Raw genomic sequence first — 18,560 nt, forward strand, 5'->3', positions numbered from 1 at the left:
CGCCCCGAACCGCTCTTGCCATGTATCCTTCACATGGGTCGATTCAGGGACTTATACCGTGCACCGCCAGGAAACCGACAGCTTCACGATGGGTGAAATCATCTTCGATGCCGTGGCCATGAATGAAGCCGCGGTCGCGGGCGACCTGGACGAAAGCCGCTTCCGCGCGCGCCGCATCGCCTCCCTGGCCGCACCCGAAGGCTTCGACGGTATCGCCGAAGCCGCGTCGCAGCTCAGCCGCCTGCTCGGGCCGCCGGGCAGCGAGCCGAAAGCCGGCTACGGCGCCGCCATGGTGGCCATCTCCAACGAGATCGACCTAGCCTTCGGCGATTAACGCGCCGGACAATCGTCCCGGCTGTTGTCCGCGATCCCCGTAATCAGCCAGCGACCGTCGACACGCGCCAGATTCACCGCGTCCGTACCGCAATGCTTCACCTGCCCGTTGACCAGGAAATCGTAAGGCGCCCAGACGATCGCGAGATCGCCATCGACGCGGACGAGCGGACTGTAAATACGCTCCTCGATACGGTCCTTCGCCGGCTTCATGTGATCGGCGAACTCGCCCAGCGTCATCCGCACGACCTTGCCCTTGCGCAACAGCGCCACGCTGCCTTCCGGCTGCACCGTGGCGCGTATCGCCGCGCTGTCGTACTTCGCCATGCCATCGAAGAAGGCCTGCACAGGCGCAAGGACGGCCTTATCGTCGGCATCCGCCGCTGAAGCGGATGCGGCGGCTGACAGACCAAGGAAGGTGAAGGCAACAGAACCAAGCAACCTGACGTTCATTGGGCAACCCGCGTTGAAAACGAGTCACACCAATAACGCCAGGCCGCAAGGGGGTCAAGTCAGAAACAGAATTCCTGACCCCTTGTGGGAGCCGCTTCAGCGGCGATCCCGCGGCAGCGGGCACCCCACCAAATCCCTCCCTCAACTCAAGCCAACGTCCTCACCCCAGCCTCCCGGGCAAACTGCCGAGTCATCGCCAGCTTCACAAACCCGTCGGCCTCAGATGCCTTGACCACCCCCGCGTCCGCCTCCAGGCCCGCCTTGGCAAACAGCGCCCTACCACCATCATCGAGCGCAATAGCCTTGAGGTGACCGAACGCATCACGAACGAAGTCGATCGCCGCAGCCTCCTTGATCAATGCGGCCGCACCGTCTGCCGACAGCACCACAGCCACCGCATCGAAATTAATCGACGGCGTACCAGCCAACTGGCCGTCCGCGACAAGCAGCTTTCCATCCGCCAGCTTCGCGCCGCCGACCTTGGGTGCAACGATCTTCACGGTGGCACCCGCCGCTTCCGCAGCTGTGCGCAGCTTCGCCACCGCGGCCGCATCCGAGCCATCATTGACAAGAATGCCCACGACACGGCCCTGCAGCGTCGCCTTCATCTTGCCGATGATCTGCAACGCGGGTGACGGCTTCATCGGCACGACCGGAGCCGCCGCCTTGGGCGCCTTCGGTAGCGGAGACATGGCCAGGCCAGCAGCAACGCGCTTCGCAAGATCCTCGTCGACATGACGCAGGTGGCCGACGATCGCCTCGCGCACATGCACGGTGTCCACCTTCGAAAGTTCGAACACGAAGGCCGAAGCGATATGCGCCTGCTCGAACGCCGTCTGGCTGGTGAAGAACAAGCGGGCCTGGCTGTAATGGTCCGCGAATGTCTCGGCACGAACGCGCTCACGCGTGCCGTCCTCCTGCACCGCCGCGCTACGGAAACCGCGGGCGGGATCTTCGCGCGGCGAGTCGGCTTGCAGCGAACTCGGCTCGTAGGCGACGCGGCCCTTTGGCACCTGCGTCTGCATATGACCGTCACGCTGCTGGTTGGCGAATGGGCACTTCGGCGCATTGATCGGCAGCTGGTGGAAGTTCGGCGAACCCAGGCGCGAAAGCTGCGTATCGAGGTAGGAGAACAACCGCCCCTGCAGCAACGGATCGTTACTGAAATCGATGCCGGGCACGAGATGCGATGGACAGAACGCCACCTGCTCGGTCTCCGCGAAGAAATTGTCCGGCCAGCGATCCAGCACCATCCGGCCGATGATTTTCAGCGGGATGAGTTCCTCCGGAATGAGCTTGGTCGAGTCGAGATGGTCGAACGGGAATGTCGCCGCCTGCGCCTCGGTGAAGAGCTGCACACCAAGTTCCCACTCGGGGAAATTGCCGGCCTGGATCGCCTCGAACAGATCGCGCCGATGGAAGTCCGGATCGGCACCTGCCAGCTTGACCGCTTCATCCCATACCGTGGACTGCAGGCCGAGCTTCGGCCGCCAGTGGAACTTGACGAAGGTGGACTTGCCCTTGGCGTTGAGCAGACGGAACGAATGGATGCCGAAGCCTTCCATCATGCGCAGCGAACGTGGGATCGTCCGGTCCGACATGGCCCACTGGATCATGTGCATCGACTCGGGGGTGAGCGAGATGAAGTCCCAGAACGTGTCGTGCGCGCTGGCTGCCTGCGGGAAGCCGCGATCGGGTTCCATTTTCACGGCGTGAATCAGGTCCGGAAACTTGATCGCATCCTGGATGAAGAACACCGGGATGTTATTGCCGACGAGATCCCAGTTGCCCTCTTTGGTGTACAGCTTCACGGCAAAGCCGCGCACATCGCGAGGCGTGTCCACCGAGCCCGAGCCGCCGGCCACTGTGGAGAAACGCGTGAACAACGGTGTTCTTTCGCCGACTTCGGTAAGGACGCGTGCCGTGGTGTACTCGGCCAGCGAGGCCGTCAGTTCGAAGAAGCCATGTGCGGCCGAGCCACGCGCGTGTACGATGCGCTCGGGAATCCGTTCGTGGTCGAAATGGGTGATTTTCTCGCGGAGGATGAAGTCCTCGAGCAGCGTCGGGCCTCGCGCGTTGGCCTTCAGCGAATTCTGGTTATCCCCGACGACCAGGCCTTGGTTGGTGGTCAGCGGCGCGTGCTCCCCGCCAGCCGTCTGGTGAAGTTCATCGCCATTCCCGCGTCGGTCTCTGGCGGTGTCTTTAGGAGCGGCATTCGCTACCGGCGCTGGAGCTTTCTTGGCCATGGCACACCTCGGCTTGGTCGGGCGCCTACCATGCACCACGTGCCGTCAAAGGGGCGTTCACCGTTGTGAATCGTGGCGCGAGGCGATCACGCGGTACGGTTGCGACCCGCTGCCTTGGCGCGATACACGGCCTCGTCGGCCAGATTGAGGAGCTTCTCGGCATCCACGGGGTCGGGCGCCCGATGGGTGGCGATGCCTGCGCTGATGGTCACCAGGCCATCTATGCCATGACGGTTCGCGATACCGAGCGCGTAGACCTCCCCACGCACGACCTCGACGATTTCCATCGCCGCGTCCGCACCGACGCCTGGCAGCACGGCAACGAATTCCTCGCCACCGTACCGCGCCACGAAGGAGCCCGGGACCATCACGAGAGCCGCACGAAGCGTATGGGCAACACGTGCAAGGCAGGCATCACCCGCCAGGTGGCCGTAAGCGTCGTTAAAGCCTTTGAAACGGTCCACATCGAGCATGGCCAGGCTGACACTGGGATGTTCATCGTCGACGCGATCAAGCGCGCGCCGCAGTGCCAAAAAGAGGCCACGGCGGTTCTGCAGGCCGGTCAGTTCGTCGTGATTGGCCGAGTACTGCAGCCCCCGCCGAAGCGTTCGCAGTTCGTCTTCGACAGCCATGTGGTATCCGATGACGATAGCGTTGCGCGCCGCGTAAACCGTCAGCGCGACGGCGAGGGTCACCATCGCCAGGACCGGCTCTGCCTTCAGCAGGAAAAAAGCCAGCGCGCACAGCGCCAGGCAGAGTACGAAGGGACTGACACTCCCCGATACATAAATGGCCGCCCGCGACGGGCGATAGCCACGCAGCCAGCCGATACTCCGGCGACTGACGAGCACGCCGAGAACAGCCAGGGGCAGCGACAGCAGGAGTTCGGGCAGGTACGACTCGGTGAGCGACAGCAGGCGGTTATGCGCAGCGGCGCAGATACCGTCTACCCATGCAAACGTCGTCAGGACGAAAAAAAACCGGCGCTCGTCCTTGCGACGCGTCCCGACCAACCGGATGGTCGCGAATACGGCGACGAACGCGTCGAGGCCATCGAACAGAAGGATAAGAAACATGGCCGACGACGCGGGAACCGCCGGGTCGAGAGCGCGATGCAACGTCACGTAGAACATCGCGGCGAGCGCCGCCGCCAGCAAGGTATCCGCCGCCGTGGTCCAGCGGAACATGGGGCCTGCCGGGTTATACGTCGCGGCGGCGATCATCAGCAGGCTGGCTACGCAGAACCAGAAGCTGGGATCGACCATCACCAGCGTGCCCTCCGCGTGCTGCAGCGAATCCACGAAAAGCAGCGCCAGCGCTGTCGTTTTTGCCAGCACCGCCCCCAGCAGGATCCACCACAGGGGCTTGTTATGTTCGACCGCCTGAACAATACGACGGCCACAGAGATACACCGCCATGACGGCCACGACCAGCACCGCCGCATAGCTCCAGCTGAGGGTTCCGGTCGTGACTCCAAGCGCGATGCCTGCGTGCACGCCGAGCAGCAGCCCGGTCACTCGCGGTGCCCACCGCTGGGTTATCAAGTGACCATCACCACTTTGCCGATCGCGGCGCGGCTCTCGAGGAAGGCGTGCGCTTTCGCACCATCGCGCAAGGCAAACGTTCCGGCAATGGTCGGTACCAGCGAGCCCTTGCGGATAAGGCCGAACAGTTCCGCCGCGCGCTGTCTGCGCACCTCGCCACTGACCAGCACGTTCCAGAGATCGCCCCCGGTGAGGGTGAGCGAGCGGTCCATCAGCAGGCGCGGGTCGACCGGGTCGGGATCGCCGGCGGCCATGCCGTAGAACACCACGGTGCCACCCGTGCGCGTAGCGGCCAGGCTGTCACCCAGCGTGCGACCGACCGAGTCGTACGTAACATGCACGCCGGCGCCTTCCGTAGCGTCCTGCACGCGCTCGACCAGATCCTCGTAGCCCATGACCATGTCGGCGCCGGCACGTCGCGCAGCGTCACGCTTGGCATCGGACGACGCCACGCCGACCACGAGCACGCCCTTCGCCCGGAGCATCTGCACCAGCAGGAGCCCAACGCCACCGGCGGCGGCATGGACAAGAGCAACCTGCCCCGGCTGCGGATTCGAGCTGTCCGTCACGAGGTATTGCGCGGTCAGGCCTTGCAGCAGCACGGCGGCGGCTGTTTCGGAGGAGATGTCGTCAGGTAGTGGAATCAGCTTGTCCACGTCGACGGCCACCAGCTCCGCATTCGCGAACGGCATGTCCGCGAAGCCCACCCGGCTACCCTGGGGGTACGGACTACCGGGCGACGCGATCACGCCGGCCCCTTCGTAACCGAGTATCCAGGGCGCCGATCCGGAAAGGTGATAGGTGCCGTTACGGCGATAAACGTCCGCGAAGTTCAGGCCGACGGCCTGCGTGCGGACCAATACCTGGCCAGGGCCCGGAACCGGGTCGGCGATGCTATCCCAGCGCAGGACGTCGGTACTGCCGAAACGGTCGAACAGGAGGGCATGCATGGGCGGACCTGTGGCCTTGTCGTGGGACGTGGGCCACATGGTAGGGCAGATATCGCCCGTTACGTCCGGGCAGCGTATAAATCGTGACGTCCGTCCCATCACCGCTTCCGGAGGCCCCATGACCAGTACTTTGTCGCTGCAGCACGCCAGTGGAAGTTTCACCGTCGAGGTCAAACCGCAGACGCCGGACAACCCGGCAGCCGAGACCTCCGGGGTTTCCCGGCTGTCGCTGCAGAAGCAGTTCCAGGGCGACCTGGAAGGAACGGGTCAGGGCGAAATGCTCGGGGCCGGGGATGGCAAAACCTCCGGCGGCTACGTCGCGATGGAGAAAATCAGCGGCACCCTGGGCGGCCGAAAGGGCAGCTTCGTCATGATCCACCGCGCCCTCATGGCTGGTGGCGTTCCCACGGAATGGACCATCGACGTGGTGCCGGATTCGGGGACAGAGGAGCTCAAGGGCCTTAGCGGCTCACTGAAAATCACCGTCGCCGACGGAAAGCACACCTACGAGTTCGCGTATTCTTTACCCGAGACCCCGTGACACCGCTGCCCCTGTGGGAGCCGCTGCCCCTGTGGGAGCCGCTTCAGCGGCGATGCCCCTGTGGGAGCCGCTTCAGCGGCGAACCCGCGGCAGCGGGACTCTGTCGCTTGCGCCAATCGCCGCTGAAGCGGCTCCCACAACATCGTCAGTCCCCTCATTGTCACGCCAGGGCGCTGGCGTATTTCCGGCAATGTTCGAGATAGCCGCCTTCGTGGGCTTGTACCAACTCGACGACGCTGCGCCACAGCCAGGAGGGCGCATCGATGTTCTGCGGACGGTTACGGGCGAGTTCGGCCAGCCAGCTCTTGCGCTGGTCACGGCTCAGCTGGGCCGCATGCGCCCTGCCCACCACGTTGCCAAGGTAACGGGCGACTTCCATGGCGTCGGCGGATTCCATGCGTTCGAGGTCGATCTTCAGGTCCTGCGGGCGTAGCTCGCGCACGAACACCGTCTTGCCCTGCACGCGTGCCGTCATCATGCGCTGGCCGAGATTAGGTGCGAGGTGCAGCGCGCCTTCCTTCACGCGCAGCGCGTTGTCGCGCGGCATGTCGGCCGACGCACTTCGCGGTGCGGCGGCACGCAAGGCCTCCTTGATGTCGACCAGGCACAACTCCTTCCCACCACTCACGCGCATCAGCAAGGCGTAGCGAAGCCGGCCCAGGGAGCTGCAACCTTTCACCCAGTACTTCGCATCGACCAGTTCGACCGTCGCGTCGTCCTCGCGGTGGACCAGTTGGGTGACCAGCTTCTGCATGTCGGCTCCGGACGCCAGCGCTTCCAGCTCGGCGCGCTCCTCGTCGGTGACGTCCCAGAAGCGACGGCCCAGCGGGATCGACGGTTTCGGACCCCGGATGCGTTCGTCCGCCAGGTGTTTCCAGCGGCGCTTCGTCGCCGCCTTCATGACCAACCGAATGCACGAGGGACGCGCGACGAGACGATATTCCTTCCGTCCGCTACCCATGGCTCGCTCGTAGCCGTCGATGAGCTGTTCGACCATGCGCGCCGTGATGACGCCGGGCAGATCGGAACCGCGTGCGGCGGTGGCAAGCGAGACAGCAAGGCGCACGATGTCATGCGCGGGGTTGCCCATGACGGTCTGGTCGAGGTCGCGGATCTGGACATCGATGCCGCCACTGTTGTCCGCGACGGGGCCGATGTTGCTGACGTGGCAATCGCCGCAGATCCAGATGTCCGGACCCTTCGGCAACGTTCGCCCCGCGTGCTCGAGCCAGTCGTAGAACTGCAGCGTATTGCCGCGGACGAAGGCGTGTGCGGAACGCGCCATTTTAAGGTTGCGCAGCGCCGTGAGGCGTTCCGCGCGGTCCTGCGGTTGAACGGGTCCGTTGACTGCCACGCTTGCCTCGTAAGTTCTTGCGCCACCGAATGGAGCGCAATGCAATGACGGAGCGTGTCGTGGGGCGTGTGAATCTGCTGCGACGTTGTTGGAAAGTCGTCCGCTGCGCGGGATCGCCGATGAATCGGCTCCCACAGGGAGCGTTAGCGTGCGGCTAGGTGGGGCGGGTGGAGACGAGGCGGAGGAAGGCCTCGTGCTGGTAGCGGCTCATGCGCAGCTTCTGGCCGGTGTCCATGGTGACCACGTGATGGCCGTTGAACCAGGGATGGATTGCTTGCACACGGCGGACGTTGATGATCGCGGAGCGATGGATGCGCGCGAACTGATTGGGATTGAGACGCTCGGCGAGGCCGGCCATGGTTTCCCTCAGCTCGTACTGCCGATCGGCCAGGTGGATCTGCACGATGTTCCCGCTGGCCTTGATCCACACGATATCGCCAACGTCGACGAAGGCGACGTGTTCGTCCGTGCGTACGGGAATACGTTCCAGGTAATTGTCGCGCTGGCGGAGCGCGTCGAGCACCTGCTGGATGCCCGAGCCTCCCGCCGCGTGTACGGCCGCGGCGGACAACCGTGACTTGGCGCGCTGCAGGGTTTCGGCAAACCGTTGCCGGCTGAAGGGCTTGACGAGGTAATCGACCGCGTTCGCTTCGAACGCCTTCACGGCGTATTGCTCGAAAGCCGTCACGAACACGGTTGCCGGCATGCGCGCCGCGCCGATCGTCGCCACGACATCCATGCCGTGGATGCCGGGCATCTGGATGTCGAGAAAAACGAGGTCCGGCGACTGATCGCGGATGGCCTGCACGGCGGAAACACCATCGCCACATTCGGCCAGCAATTCGACCTCGGGATCGTCGCGCAGGAGACGCACGATCGCGCTACGCGCCAGCGGTTCGTCGTCGACGACCAGCGTCGTGATCGTCATGCGATCTCGACCTCGGGCGCGTCGTCGATCTCCTCCACCTCACGGAACGGCAGCTGGATACGACACACCACGCCCTCCGGCCAGATCATGTCCAGGCGCACGTGCGCTGCATCGCCATAAAGTTCGCGCAGGCGCAGTTCGGTGTTGGACAGGCCGATGCCGTGCCCTGCACTCTTGCCCATCGCTTGCCCGTCTTTCTCCAGCGTGCTGTTGCGGTTGCGCACTTCGATACGCAGCGTGTCACCGTCACGCCGGCTCTCGATCTCGATGCAGTCCACGCCCAGCCGTTCGCCGATGCCATGCCGGATCGCGTTCTCGACGATAGGTTGCAGGATAAGGCTGGGAACGGCGCAGTCCAGCGTGTCGGGAGAAATGTAGATCCGTGTGGTGAGCCTGTCCTTAAAGCGCATCTGTTGGATGCCGAGGTACAGGTCCAACAAGACCAGCTCACGCCGCAGGCTGATTTCCTGCCCGTCGTAGTCTTCGAGAAAGGCACGAAGCAATTCGCTCAGGCGCAGCAACATGTCTTCGGCAGAGAGGGCGTCCTCCTTGAGCAGGGTGGCGATCGCATGCAGCGTGTTGAAGAGGAAATGTGGCTGCAGTTGCGACTTCAGTGCGTGCAGGCGCGACTGCGCGAGCTCGGTCGCCAGGCGGCCGGCTTCGACTTCACGGCGTGTCTTTTCGTCATGGAAGTGCATGGCCTGCTGAATCGCGAACAGGGCCCAGTAGGTCAGCAGACCCGTGGCGAAATGCTGGCCGACGAACTGATTCATCTGCTCGCCGAGGGAAGCCCCTTCGGTAAACATCGAGACGAACGAGCCGACCACCTGCGCGAGCATGGTCACGCCTAGGCTCAGTGGCAGCTGCATGCCGAGGCCGCGCAACCTCACGGGGGGCCGGATCGGGAAGCGGTCGGCAAGGCGGAACACGAGAGGCGCCAGCGCAGCCCACGTGTACCACTGGATGAGCGACCAGCGCAGGTAGTCGAAGGTGCCCCAGGTGTGGCCGGTGAGGTCGTCCTGCAGGTAATGCTGCTCCGCGAACACCACGGCCACGATCGTCCACAAGCCGATGTAACGTCCGAGTCCGATCTGGGTGGTTCCGAGTCGAACCTTCATGGCGATGCGTCCGAGCTGAAATGGCAACCCATGGTAGGACGGCATCCGGGCATCGGGAAGCGTGTCGTATGGCCCACTACGATTCGTCCGCGTGCTACGACGATTCGTCACATATCCCTTTGCGCACGGCGTGCGAAGCGGTTCCCTTCAGGCTCCAACAGCCAAGGAGAGCCCCATGTTTACCCATCCGCTACGTCTGGCCGGCACTGTCCTGTCCCTTGCCATCCTCGCTGCGACGGCGACCGCCAACGCTGCCGACTTCCAGCCACGCACCGCTCCCGGACGCCTCTTCCGCATCGTCAATGCGAGTTTCGACAGCGTGACAGGCGTGGAGATCGCCGATGCTTCGGCCTCGGCGGATGGGTACGCCGCAATCAAGCTGGGTGAGCCCCTGCAGGGTGGGCTTACGTCGACGACCGTCCGGTTGCCTGATGGGGCGTGCGTTCGCGATATTCGCGTGACGTTTCGCGATGGGCGGAGTGAGGTGTATCGCGATGTGGATGTGTGCAAGGCGACCGGGTTGAAGCTATCGCCGCTGAAGCGGCTCCCACAGGGGGCATAGGGTACGGGGTTACCAGCCACGCACCAGGGTGATGGTGATCTCGAGCATGATCAGTACGACGATGGATATCTCCAGTAGCTCGGCGCGGCGGCTGGAGGCTTCTTCGTAAAGGGCCGCATAGGTGTCACGGATGATCGCCAGCTTGCGGTCCACCGAGGCACCGAGCGTCGGCACGCGAAAGAGGCCCAGGGCGGTGCTGTAGACGCGCGCCAGGTAGACGTCTTCGGTGACCTGGAGCGCGTTGTCCACGCGCTCGGTCAGTTCGGTGACCTCGGCGACCAGCGTGTACAGACGGCGCGCAAGGTTGGCGAAACGCCGCGACGCAAATACCGAGGCGGCGCTACGGGCGTTCTCCACGCGGTCGTACATGCGTGGCAGCTCGTCGTCGAGCAAGGTGTCGTAATAACGGAACTCCACCAGCTGCGCATTGGCCACTTCGATAACGTCCGCCACGTCCGAGTCACGCCGGGGCTCGTAGATGAAAGCGCGATCCCAGGTGAGCACCACGAGGTCGTCGGCGTAATAGGAAAAACTGCGCGACATCAGCTCTTTCCGCGCGGCGGGAGAAAGCCGCCGTTTCTCACCGGAGAGAAGGCTGGTCAGGTCGACGCGTTCCTTCAGTGCCACCGCATCCATCGGCTCGTCGAAGGCGTGCACGGTGCAGATCAGGTAGTCCTCCTCCAGGGAGGCGTCGATGGCGGGGCGATCGAGGGCGGGCGAGATGATGTCACGCACGCGCGCCAGCAGATCGGTCCAGAAGTCGGCCGGGCCTGCGGCGCCAAGCAAGCGATCGAGGCCATCGAAGTCGGTGACGAACTGACTCCAGGGCTGGTCCTTCACCTTCAGGCGCGCCGCAAGCGCCGCTACGCCGAAGTCATAAAGGCGTACGGAGAGATCGAGCACGACGGACCGGGAGCCCAGCGACACCTCCGCTTGCCCCAGGGCCAGCCACAACGGCGCAACACCGAAGGCCACGGCCTTGGGCGGCGTGCTGGACAGCGTGGAACGACTGAAGGCGCTGCTGGCCCGTGCGGCCCAGAGCGTCTGCGCCTGCACGAGGTCGATGGTGTATGCGATGTCGATAAGCCGCAGGGCGGTGAGCTCGCCGGACGAGACGATCGGTTCCTGGGATGTCACGGGGGGGGCAACCTGCGCGAGAGACTCGGGCAGTTTAGAGCTTGTTCGTGACTGGGCTGTGGCTTTGGTGGGTGTATGGGCCTTGGGGGGAGAGCTTCGCCGATGAATCGGCTCCCACAGAAAGCTATCGGGCACAGAAACCGGGCGGGCACAGGAAGCGGGCAGGCACAGGAAGCGAATGTGCAAGAGGTTGCTTGTTCGCCGCGCTAGCTTGGGCGGGTATGCTGGGCGCTGCCCGGCCGTTCCCCACTTGCTCCGGAGTTCTCTCATGTTCGTTATTCGTCACGCCGCCGACCGCGGCCACGCCAATCATGGCTGGCTGGATTCGCACCATAGCTTCTCGTTCGCCGACTATCGCGACGAGGACCACATGAACTTCGGGCCGCTTCGTGTCATCAACGAAGACCGTGTCGCCGCTGGCGCGGGCTTCGGCACGCATTCGCATCGCGACATGGAAATCATCAGTTACGTGCTCGAAGGCGAGCTGGCCCATAGCGATTCCATGGGTAACAAGGTGGTGATCCGCCCGGGCGAGGTGCAGATCATGTCCGCGGGTAGAGGCGTGACGCATTCTGAAGAGAACCACGCCCAGACGCTCACCCACTTCCTGCAGATCTGGATCATCCCCAACGAGCGGGACCTCAAACCCGGTTACGAGCAGAAAACCTTCCCGGACGCCGAGAAGCGCGGCAAGCTGCGTCTGGTCGCCAGTCAACGTGGCGAGCATGGCTCGGTGACCGTGCACCAGGACGTCCGCGTCTACGCGGGCCTCTTCGGCCCGGACGAGACCGCGCACCACAACATCGACTACGAACGACTGGTTTACGTGCACGTGGTACGCGGCACCGTCCACGTCAACGGCCATCCGTTATCAGCCGGTGATGCAGCGAAGATCACCGCCGAAGATCGCGTCACCTTGACCGACGGCGTCGATGGCGAAGTGCTGGTGTTCGACATGGCACCCCTGGACTGACGCCTGTGCCCGCACCGACGCCGATATCCGACCGCGACCCGCTGGTCGTCCTGCTCACGCTGCTGTCGCTCAGTACCGGTATCGTCGACGCAACCAGCGTGCTGGGTCTGGGCAAGGTGTTCACGGCGAACATGACGGGTAATGTCGTGTTCCTGGGATTTGCCGCCGCGGGTGCGCCGGGATTTCACTGGGAGTTGTACGTCATCGCGCTGCTCGCCTTCGGCGCAGGGGCGATCGCGTCGGGACGGCTGGGCAGGTTCCTCGCCGATCGCAGCCGTCGCCGCTGGCTCGTCGTGTCCGCATCCATCGAAGCCGGCCTGCTGTGGATCGCGGCAGGCTGCGCCTTCGTTGCGGCCTCGGACGCCGCTTCGTGGCTGCGGTTGACGCTCATCGCCCTCGTCGCCATCGCCATGGGCGCGCGTAACGCAACGGTGCGGCAGCTCAACATTCCCGACCTGACCACCACGGTGGTCACCCGCACCATCACCGGTATGGCGGCAGACTCCCGCCTCGCTGGCGGCCCCGGGCACAATCTTGGCCGGCGGCTGCGCGCTGTCCTGTCCCTGTTCGTCGGTGCTGCCATGGGCGCGTTCATGGTCTTGCGCTGGGGGCTGGCCCCTCCGCTGGCACTTGCCGGTGCGGCGGTGCTCGTCTTTACACTGGTCCTGGCGAAGGACGAAGCGCCGCACTGACGTGCTGGAGCTTGTCGAACACTAGCCGTGGGTCCGCCTACTTTCTTTGATGCGCACCAGGCGTCGCCCCGCCGCCGTGATCTTCCAGTAGTCGTCTGCTTCGCGATGCACCAGCCCAAGGCGCGCCAGCCGGCCGCACGCTTCGCAATCGAGGTGGCCAATGGCCAGGAAGCTGGTGTCGTCGAGCTGGCGCAGCGTGGCCAGTTCCCCGTCGTCAAGATGAAAGGCCGCAGCCGGCTCTCCGGCTTCATGCGGTGATCGAGTCTGCGCTGGCATATGGTCTCCCTGTCCCAAGGCCATCATGGCGTTGGCGGGCGGACGAGTCACGACGGTTGGCGAGAACCTGCCGAATTTGCGCGTGGATAAAACGCCGGCGTCAGGAAGGGGCGTTATCCAGCATGCGGGCGCCGGTTATGATCATGCGCAGCATCTGCGAGATCTCCTCGATCAGCTCGGCATCGCGCTCGGGTGGCTTATCCATGGCCACGGCACCCATGGCGAACACCAGGCGGGTAATGGCCTTGGAGACAAGCTCGGGCGCATGCAGCCTGGCGCCTTCAGCCGCCGCCAGCCGGATCAGGTCGACCCGCAGTTCGTCTTCGAAGTAGCTGAGTTCACGCTCGACCGCCTGCTTGAAGGCATCCGAGCCCACCGCGCCTTCGCGAAGGAGCACGTGCAGCAGCTTGTCGTCGGCGCGCAGCTGTTCCATGAACGTCTCGACCGAAACACGGATCACGCTGCGATCGGTGGAGGTCGCGCGCTCACGGGCCTGGCCGATGATGGTGCGCAGCGAACGGCCGGCCAGGTCGATCAGGGCGATCGCCAACTCGTCCATGTCGCGGAACTGCCGGTAGAAGCTGTTGGGTGAGATACCGGCTTCCCGGGTCACTTCGCGCAGGCTCACCGTCGACAGGCTGCGATGAGGCCCGATCAGCTTCAGGGCGGCCACGATCAGGTCCTCACGCGCGATCGCCGGCTTCCGCGGCGGCGGGAGGTTGGATGACGGGGTGAGGATGATCGAGGTCATGGTGCGGCGCTGGCTGTCGTGGCCTGAATCATACCCTTCCCGAGCCAATGCACAACTGTATACACAGGTGTATGTGCATGCGTATAGTTAGCTCCATGAACGCGATTCTCGCATCCAGGCCCTCGTGGCCGACCCGTCTGGCCCGGCGCGCGGTATCCCCGGCCCTGTTCGATTTCTGGGCTACGCGGCTCAATCCGTTGTGGACCCTGGAGCAGCCCCTGGCGCGCATCGTTTCGCGCTCGCAGGCCAGTCGCGACGCGGTGACCCTGGTTCTCAGGCCTAATCGCCATTGGCAAGGGATGCATGCCGGTCAGCACGTGAACGTCGGCGTTGAGATCGACGGTCGGCGGCTGGTGCGCAGCTACAGCCCGACCCTTCTGGACGACGGCAACCTGGCGATCACGGTCAAGGCGATCACCGGCGGCCTGGTGAGCTGCCATCTGGCAAGCGACGCTCGCATCGGTGACGTACTGGCGCTGGACACTCCCTTTGGCGAGATGACCCTTCCTGCGACCACCGACGACCTGCTGCTCCTGGCAGCCGGCAGCGGGATCACGCCCATGCGTGCCCTGCTCCGCTCGCTCGCCGCGCGCGGCATGCCGGTGAACGTGGACCTGATGTACTGGGCCCGTCGCCGCGACGAACTCTGCTTCGTCGACGAACTCGATGCGCTCGCCGCCGAGCATCCGCGCTTTCGTGTGCGGTATCTGCTGACGCGGGACGATGCGGCCTCGCCGGATCCGCGTATCGATCTGGTAACCCTGGATGCAATCGCGGCGCTGGACCAGCGCCGCGTGCTCGCCTGCGGTCCCGGCGGTTTCGTCCAGGCCGCGCGCAACCGCCTGGACGGCCAGGTGGCCCACTTCGCCGCCGAAGCCTTCAGCATCCCGGTGCGTACCGATAGCGAAGAGGGCACTGTCGAGGTGCGCCTTGCTCGTAGCGGTCGCACGGTGCAACTCTCGCGTGGGCAGTCCCTGCTGGAAGGCCTGGAGGCGCAGGGCATTCGCCCGAGCCACGGTTGCCGCATGGGCATCTGCAACACCTGCGCCTGTGGCCGTCAGTCCGGCACCACCCGCCAACTCCTTACCGGTGCGCTAAGCAGCGAACCGTCCTCGCAAGTGCGCTTGTGCATCAGCGCGCCGAGCACCGACCTGATTCTGGACCTCTGAGTACCCTTATGAGCCGTGTCCGCAACCGCACCCTCTCACCCGCCGACCTGCAGGCCTTCGGTGATGAACTCGACGCCATCCGCGCGCGGGTCACTGCCGATATCGGCGAGCGCGACGCGAAGTACATCCGCCGCATCGTTGCCTCGGTACGCTGGTGCGGTGTCGCCGGGCGCGCCCTGCTGTTCCTGGGTGCCTTCGTGCATGCCGTGCTGATTCCGGCTTGGATCGCGGGCGTCGTGTTCCTGTCCCTGTCGAAGATCCTGGAGAACATGGAGCTCGGCCATAACGTCATGCATGGCCAGTACGACTGGATGAACGATCCCAAGCTCAATGGCCACACCTATGAGTGGGACATCGTTGCGACCGGCGAAAACTGGCGCAAGACGCACAACTTCCAGCATCACACCTACACCAACGTCCGCGGCATGGACGACGACATCGGCTACGGCCTGCTGCGCATCTTCCCCGAGCAGCGCTGGCGTCCGTTCTACCTGATGCAGCCGTTCATCGCGATGGTCTTCATGGTGCTGTTCCAGTGGGGCGTGGCGATCCAGGAACTTCGCGTGGGCCGCTGGTTCGCCGGCAAGAAGTCCACCGCCCAGATGCGCAAGGACTTCAGCCCGGTCGGCCGCAAGATGGGTCGGCAGCTGCTGAAAGACTATGTGGTGTTCCCGTTGCTGGCCGGTCCGTTCTTCCTGCCGGTGCTTCTCGGCAACATGCTTGCCAACGGCATTCGCAGCGTCTGGACCTTCGTCATCATCTTCTGCGGCCATTTCACCGCCGATGCCGAAGTGTTCCCGAAGGAATCCATCCGCAACGAATCACGTGGTCACTGGTACCTGCGTCAGCTGCGCGGTTCGTCGAACATCGCGGGCGGCAAGCTGATCAACGTGCTCTCGGGCAATCTCAGCCACCAGATCGAGCACCACTTCTACCCCGACCTGCCGGCGAACCGTTACGCCACGATCGCGGTCGAGGTGAAGGACATCTGCGCGCGCTACGGCCAGCATTACAACACCGGCTCCCTGCCCCGTCAGTTCGGCCAGGTGATCTGGCGCATCTGGCGCCATGCGCTGCCCAGCCGTCCTGGCAGGAAGCTGCGGGTGACGGAAGCGGCGTTGCAAGGCAGCTGATCGACGCCTTCAGTGCTTTTGTGACAGGCCATGCAGGCGCCGCATGCCGGCGAGCAGGCGGTGGAAGATATCCGCGTGGGAGTCCGCGTGCACCGGCAGGTCCTTGAACGCTTCGGCGGCAATTGCCTGGAAGGCAACCAGACCGTCAAGCATGTCCTGGCCGGCGGCGGGGTTGGCCTGGAGGATCGGTGTCAGGGCCGTCTTCGGCACCCAGGCCACTGATACGTGGCCAATGGCGCGAAGCTTGATCGGCACGCTTTCACCCGTAAGGACACCCGCCCTGCCCACGGCATCGCCGGGTGACAGACGCGCGATCTCGACGTAGCGCCCCGCGTGTTCCGCAAGCAGCCCGGCGACACCGGAGGTAACGATGTAGAGCGCACGCCGCTCGTCCGGGCATTGCACGCCTACCTCGTAGATCATCTGGCCCGGCTCGAACTGCTTTCGGCTCATCGCCCCGGCGAGCTGGCCGAGTTCGGCGTCGCTGAGCGAGCGGAACATCTCGATTTCCCGGAGCAGGCTCACGGCATCCCTGGAAAGGTCGTGCACGGGCTGCCCGGAAGAGAGCGGGATGCCGTTGGCGAGGAAGTGCCGGTGGATCTGGTCGATCAATTGATTGCGTACTTTCAGCTTCGCATTCATCGCGTCCACGTAGACGACGACGCGGTAGTCGATATGCTTGCCTCGAAGACCGATGGCGCCCACCGTAGGTGCTGGATTCGCAAGAATGCCGCGCGTGCTGGTCACGGCGTCCGTAAGCGCGGCGATGACCGTGGCGGGCCGCGCGTGCGTCGTGACCTGGACAGGCACATCGACACCATGCGTTTTCTCAGGCCGGCTCTGGTTGATGATGTTGGACTTCGCCGCCGAGCTGTTCGGCACGATGACCGTATTACCGTCGCCATTGAGCAAGGTCGTCGCGCGCCAGTTGCTCTCGATCACCTCACCCTGGATATCGCCGATGGTCACCGAGTCACCGATGCCATAGGGCTCGGTTGCGCTGAGTACGACACCTGAGAAGACGTCCGCCAGCGTGCTCTGTACGGCCAGGCCGATCACGATGGCCACGGCGCCCGAGGTGGCCAGCAATCCACCTATCGGCATGTTGATGACGAAGCCCAGTCCGGCGACGAGTGCCCCCATAAAGGTCAGGGCGCGTACCACGTCGCGGAACAGCTTCTCCCGCAACCCCTGCGGAAGGATGTACGCGCTCATCAGCGCCGTCGCGATCTGCGCGAACTGCAGCCACCAGGTCAGCTCGAGCGCCTGGGCGACGAAATGCCGGAAGGGATCGTCCTTCCACGGTGCCTCCGCGAACGGCACCATGCCATGGGTCCACAGCACGTAGGACAGCAATGCGAACAGCGGTATCCGGACGAACGTGTGACCTTTCCGGCCGCCGAAACGCAGGAAACGCCAAGACAGGAAATCGAGCGCGAGGACGCCGACGCCGAGCAACATTGCACTATCGAGGAAGGTCACGTGGTCTCGCCCTGGGGTCGGATGGCAGCGTCCCTGCTTCCAGCTCTAAGGCGGCCATCCTTTCACGGAATCGCGTTTACCGACAAGGATTTCCGTTTGGCTAAACCGAACGAATAAACGCCGTCAACGCCTTCGCCGCCGGGGTGAACGCAATCGGCCCCGTGATAAGCATGCTGACCACGATGGTCGAAACACCCCAGATATAAGCCGGGTGGACACGGCGCCGGATGATCACGTCGTAGATCGGCCCTGTCAGCCCGAACATCAGGATGACAGCGAACATCACCAGGGGCGCGGCGCGGCCGAACGACTCCATCGGCAGCAGGCGACCGACACCCGGACCGAGAATGGAAATGGTCGCGCAGAGCATCAGCCGCTTATGCCACTCGGCCTTCTTGCGCTGCATGACGCCCGCCGTCACCAGTCCACCGAACACCGCGATACCGATCGTATTCATCACCAGGAACAGCGACGGCGGGAAGAACGAGGGCATGGCGTTCGAGTGCACCGCATAGAACGTGGCTGCGAGGCCCATGACGACCATTGCGGCGGCGAGCCCGGCGCCTATCCATCCGATCCGGCGGTGCAGCTTGAGCGAGCCGCGTGCGACGATGGCGGGCTGCGCGACGAAGAGCACGATCCACAGGGTGAAGACGGTTCCATGGATGGCCAGCAGAAGTGGGAATTTCGTCCCGGCCGTGAAATCGTCGGGCACCGTTCGCGAGAAGCCGGCGATGATCACCGCAGCCATCGCCAGCGACATGACAAGGTAAAACGGTGGCCGCACGACCCGTGACGAGGTCCGGCCGATATCTACACTGCTCATTCCTCATCCCCGGGAAAGCTGGCACCGACGAGCCTAACGGCGATGCCAGGGCTCCGGTAGCACCCAAAAGTCCGATACGTAGAGGTATGTCG

Annotated in this window: 19 protein-coding genes; 7 read left to right on the forward strand and 12 right to left on the reverse strand. The window is 64.3% G+C overall.

Going from position 1 to position 18,560, the window contains the following annotated elements; all coding sequences use genetic code 11:
* Positions 1–58 precede the first annotated feature (58 nt).
* A complete protein-coding gene (locus ACVWWJ_RS11095) occupies positions 59–334 on the forward strand; it encodes a hypothetical protein (protein WP_159895343.1) in 276 nt (91 codons plus the stop codon).
* On the opposite strand, the gene ACVWWJ_RS11100 is transcribed toward ACVWWJ_RS11095, so the two are convergent.
* The 4 genes from ACVWWJ_RS11100 to ACVWWJ_RS11115 form a co-directional block, all read right to left on the reverse strand.
* On the reverse strand, positions 331–786 hold the full coding sequence (locus ACVWWJ_RS11100) for a nuclear transport factor 2 family protein (protein WP_456967834.1): 456 nt from the start codon (positions 784–786) through the stop codon (positions 331–333). The genes ACVWWJ_RS11095 and ACVWWJ_RS11100 overlap by 4 nt on opposite strands.
* Before the next feature lie 146 nt (positions 787–932).
* Positions 933–3,032, reverse strand: a complete 2,100-nt coding sequence (locus ACVWWJ_RS11105) for a catalase (protein ID WP_456967835.1) — start codon at positions 3,030–3,032, stop codon at positions 933–935.
* A gap of 86 nt (positions 3,033–3,118) precedes the next feature.
* Positions 3,119–4,549 carry a diguanylate cyclase domain-containing protein gene (locus tag ACVWWJ_RS11110; RefSeq protein ID WP_456967836.1) on the reverse strand — a complete coding sequence of 477 codons (1,431 nt, stop codon included), beginning with the start codon at positions 4,547–4,549 and terminating at the stop codon, positions 3,119–3,121.
* Positions 4,550–4,572: 23 nt separating this feature from the next.
* Positions 4,573–5,526: a quinone oxidoreductase family protein gene (locus tag ACVWWJ_RS11115; protein ID WP_159895335.1), complete on the reverse strand. Its 954-nt coding sequence runs from the start codon at positions 5,524–5,526 to the stop codon at positions 4,573–4,575.
* Between the two features lie 118 nt (positions 5,527–5,644).
* On the opposite strand from ACVWWJ_RS11115, the gene ACVWWJ_RS11120 reads away from it, so the two are divergent.
* Positions 5,645–6,067 (forward strand): DUF3224 domain-containing protein, encoded by a 423-nt coding sequence (locus ACVWWJ_RS11120; protein ID WP_456967837.1) that lies wholly within the window; start codon positions 5,645–5,647, stop codon positions 6,065–6,067.
* Between the two features lie 160 nt (positions 6,068–6,227).
* Here the strand turns inward: ACVWWJ_RS11120 and ACVWWJ_RS11125 are convergent, their stop codons facing one another.
* From ACVWWJ_RS11125 to ACVWWJ_RS11135, 3 genes are all read right to left on the reverse strand, one after another.
* Positions 6,228–7,421 (reverse strand): DUF2252 family protein, encoded by a 1,194-nt coding sequence (locus ACVWWJ_RS11125; protein WP_456967838.1) that lies wholly within the window; start codon positions 7,419–7,421, stop codon positions 6,228–6,230.
* Positions 7,422–7,575: 154 nt separating this feature from the next.
* On the reverse strand, positions 7,576–8,349 hold the full coding sequence (locus tag ACVWWJ_RS11130) for a LytR/AlgR family response regulator transcription factor (protein ID WP_456967839.1): 774 nt from the start codon (positions 8,347–8,349) through the stop codon (positions 7,576–7,578).
* Positions 8,346–9,467, reverse strand: coding sequence for a histidine kinase (locus ACVWWJ_RS11135; protein ID WP_159895329.1), 1,122 nt, complete (start codon positions 9,465–9,467; stop codon positions 8,346–8,348). Before ACVWWJ_RS11135 ends, ACVWWJ_RS11130 begins: the two co-directional genes overlap by 4 nt.
* Before the next feature lie 175 nt (positions 9,468–9,642).
* On the opposite strand from ACVWWJ_RS11135, the gene ACVWWJ_RS11140 reads away from it, so the two are divergent.
* Positions 9,643–10,029, forward strand: a complete 387-nt coding sequence (locus ACVWWJ_RS11140) for a hypothetical protein (protein ID WP_456967840.1) — start codon at positions 9,643–9,645, stop codon at positions 10,027–10,029.
* Between the two features lie 9 nt (positions 10,030–10,038).
* On the opposite strand, the gene ACVWWJ_RS11145 is transcribed toward ACVWWJ_RS11140, so the two are convergent.
* Positions 10,039–11,166 carry a hypothetical protein gene (locus ACVWWJ_RS11145; protein WP_456967841.1) on the reverse strand — a complete coding sequence of 376 codons (1,128 nt, stop codon included), beginning with the start codon at positions 11,164–11,166 and terminating at the stop codon, positions 10,039–10,041.
* Between the two features lie 268 nt (positions 11,167–11,434).
* On the opposite strand from ACVWWJ_RS11145, the gene ACVWWJ_RS11150 reads away from it, so the two are divergent.
* Both ACVWWJ_RS11150 and ACVWWJ_RS11155 read left to right on the forward strand, forming a co-directional pair.
* Positions 11,435–12,139: a pirin family protein gene (locus ACVWWJ_RS11150; RefSeq protein WP_456967842.1), complete on the forward strand. Its 705-nt coding sequence runs from the start codon at positions 11,435–11,437 to the stop codon at positions 12,137–12,139.
* Between the two features lie 5 nt (positions 12,140–12,144).
* Positions 12,145–12,831, forward strand: a complete 687-nt coding sequence (locus tag ACVWWJ_RS11155) for a YoaK family protein (RefSeq protein WP_200851975.1) — start codon at positions 12,145–12,147, stop codon at positions 12,829–12,831.
* 21 nt (positions 12,832–12,852) lie between these two features.
* On the opposite strand, the gene ACVWWJ_RS11160 is transcribed toward ACVWWJ_RS11155, so the two are convergent.
* Both ACVWWJ_RS11160 and fabR read right to left on the reverse strand, forming a co-directional pair.
* Positions 12,853–13,107 carry a hypothetical protein gene (locus tag ACVWWJ_RS11160; protein WP_159896430.1) on the reverse strand — a complete coding sequence of 85 codons (255 nt, stop codon included), beginning with the start codon at positions 13,105–13,107 and terminating at the stop codon, positions 12,853–12,855.
* 100 nt (positions 13,108–13,207) lie between these two features.
* Positions 13,208–13,858, reverse strand: a complete 651-nt coding sequence (gene fabR / locus ACVWWJ_RS11165) for an HTH-type transcriptional repressor FabR (protein ID WP_159896436.1) — start codon at positions 13,856–13,858, stop codon at positions 13,208–13,210.
* Between the two features lie 77 nt (positions 13,859–13,935).
* On the opposite strand from fabR, the gene ACVWWJ_RS11170 reads away from it, so the two are divergent.
* Both ACVWWJ_RS11170 and ACVWWJ_RS11175 read left to right on the forward strand, forming a co-directional pair.
* Positions 13,936–15,027, forward strand: a complete 1,092-nt coding sequence (locus tag ACVWWJ_RS11170; protein ID WP_456967843.1) for a ferredoxin reductase — start codon at positions 13,936–13,938, stop codon at positions 15,025–15,027.
* Positions 15,028–15,035: 8 nt separating this feature from the next.
* Positions 15,036–16,160, forward strand: a complete 1,125-nt coding sequence (locus ACVWWJ_RS11175) for an acyl-CoA desaturase (protein WP_159896426.1) — start codon at positions 15,036–15,038, stop codon at positions 16,158–16,160.
* 9 nt (positions 16,161–16,169) lie between these two features.
* On the opposite strand, the gene ACVWWJ_RS11180 is transcribed toward ACVWWJ_RS11175, so the two are convergent.
* Both ACVWWJ_RS11180 and ACVWWJ_RS11185 read right to left on the reverse strand, forming a co-directional pair.
* Positions 16,170–17,642 carry a mechanosensitive ion channel domain-containing protein gene (locus ACVWWJ_RS11180; protein ID WP_456967844.1) on the reverse strand — a complete coding sequence of 491 codons (1,473 nt, stop codon included), beginning with the start codon at positions 17,640–17,642 and terminating at the stop codon, positions 16,170–16,172.
* Positions 17,643–17,742: 100 nt separating this feature from the next.
* Positions 17,743–18,468, reverse strand: a complete 726-nt coding sequence (locus ACVWWJ_RS11185; RefSeq protein WP_456967845.1) for a hypothetical protein — start codon at positions 18,466–18,468, stop codon at positions 17,743–17,745.
* Between the last annotated feature and the right edge of the window lie 92 nt (positions 18,469–18,560).

It is taken from the genome of Luteibacter sp. HA06, from assembly GCF_054061215.1.

Coding starts and splice junctions, on each gene's coding strand:
- ACVWWJ_RS11100 (WP_456967834.1), bottom strand. CDS start 786: ATGAACGTCAGGTTGCTTGGTTCTGTTGCCTTCACCTTCCTTGGTCTG.
- ACVWWJ_RS11105 (WP_456967835.1), bottom strand. CDS start 3,032: ATGGCCAAGAAAGCTCCAGCGCCGGTAGCGAATGCCGCTCCTAAAGAC.
- ACVWWJ_RS11115 (WP_159895335.1), bottom strand. CDS start 5,526: ATGCATGCCCTCCTGTTCGACCGTTTCGGCAGTACCGACGTCCTGCGC.
- ACVWWJ_RS11120 (WP_456967837.1), top strand. CDS start 5,645: ATGACCAGTACTTTGTCGCTGCAGCACGCCAGTGGAAGTTTCACCGTC.
- ACVWWJ_RS11130 (WP_456967839.1), bottom strand. CDS start 8,349: ATGACGATCACGACGCTGGTCGTCGACGACGAACCGCTGGCGCGTAGC.
- ACVWWJ_RS11135 (WP_159895329.1), bottom strand. CDS start 9,467: ATGAAGGTTCGACTCGGAACCACCCAGATCGGACTCGGACGTTACATC.
- ACVWWJ_RS11140 (WP_456967840.1), top strand. CDS start 9,643: ATGTTTACCCATCCGCTACGTCTGGCCGGCACTGTCCTGTCCCTTGCC.
- ACVWWJ_RS11150 (WP_456967842.1), top strand. CDS start 11,435: ATGTTCGTTATTCGTCACGCCGCCGACCGCGGCCACGCCAATCATGGC.
- ACVWWJ_RS11160 (WP_159896430.1), bottom strand. CDS start 13,107: ATGCCAGCGCAGACTCGATCACCGCATGAAGCCGGAGAGCCGGCTGCG.
- fabR (WP_159896436.1), bottom strand. CDS start 13,858: ATGACCTCGATCATCCTCACCCCGTCATCCAACCTCCCGCCGCCGCGG.
- ACVWWJ_RS11170 (WP_456967843.1), top strand. CDS start 13,936: ATGCGTATAGTTAGCTCCATGAACGCGATTCTCGCATCCAGGCCCTCG.
- ACVWWJ_RS11175 (WP_159896426.1), top strand. CDS start 15,036: ATGAGCCGTGTCCGCAACCGCACCCTCTCACCCGCCGACCTGCAGGCC.
- ACVWWJ_RS11185 (WP_456967845.1), bottom strand. CDS start 18,468: ATGAGCAGTGTAGATATCGGCCGGACCTCGTCACGGGTCGTGCGGCCA.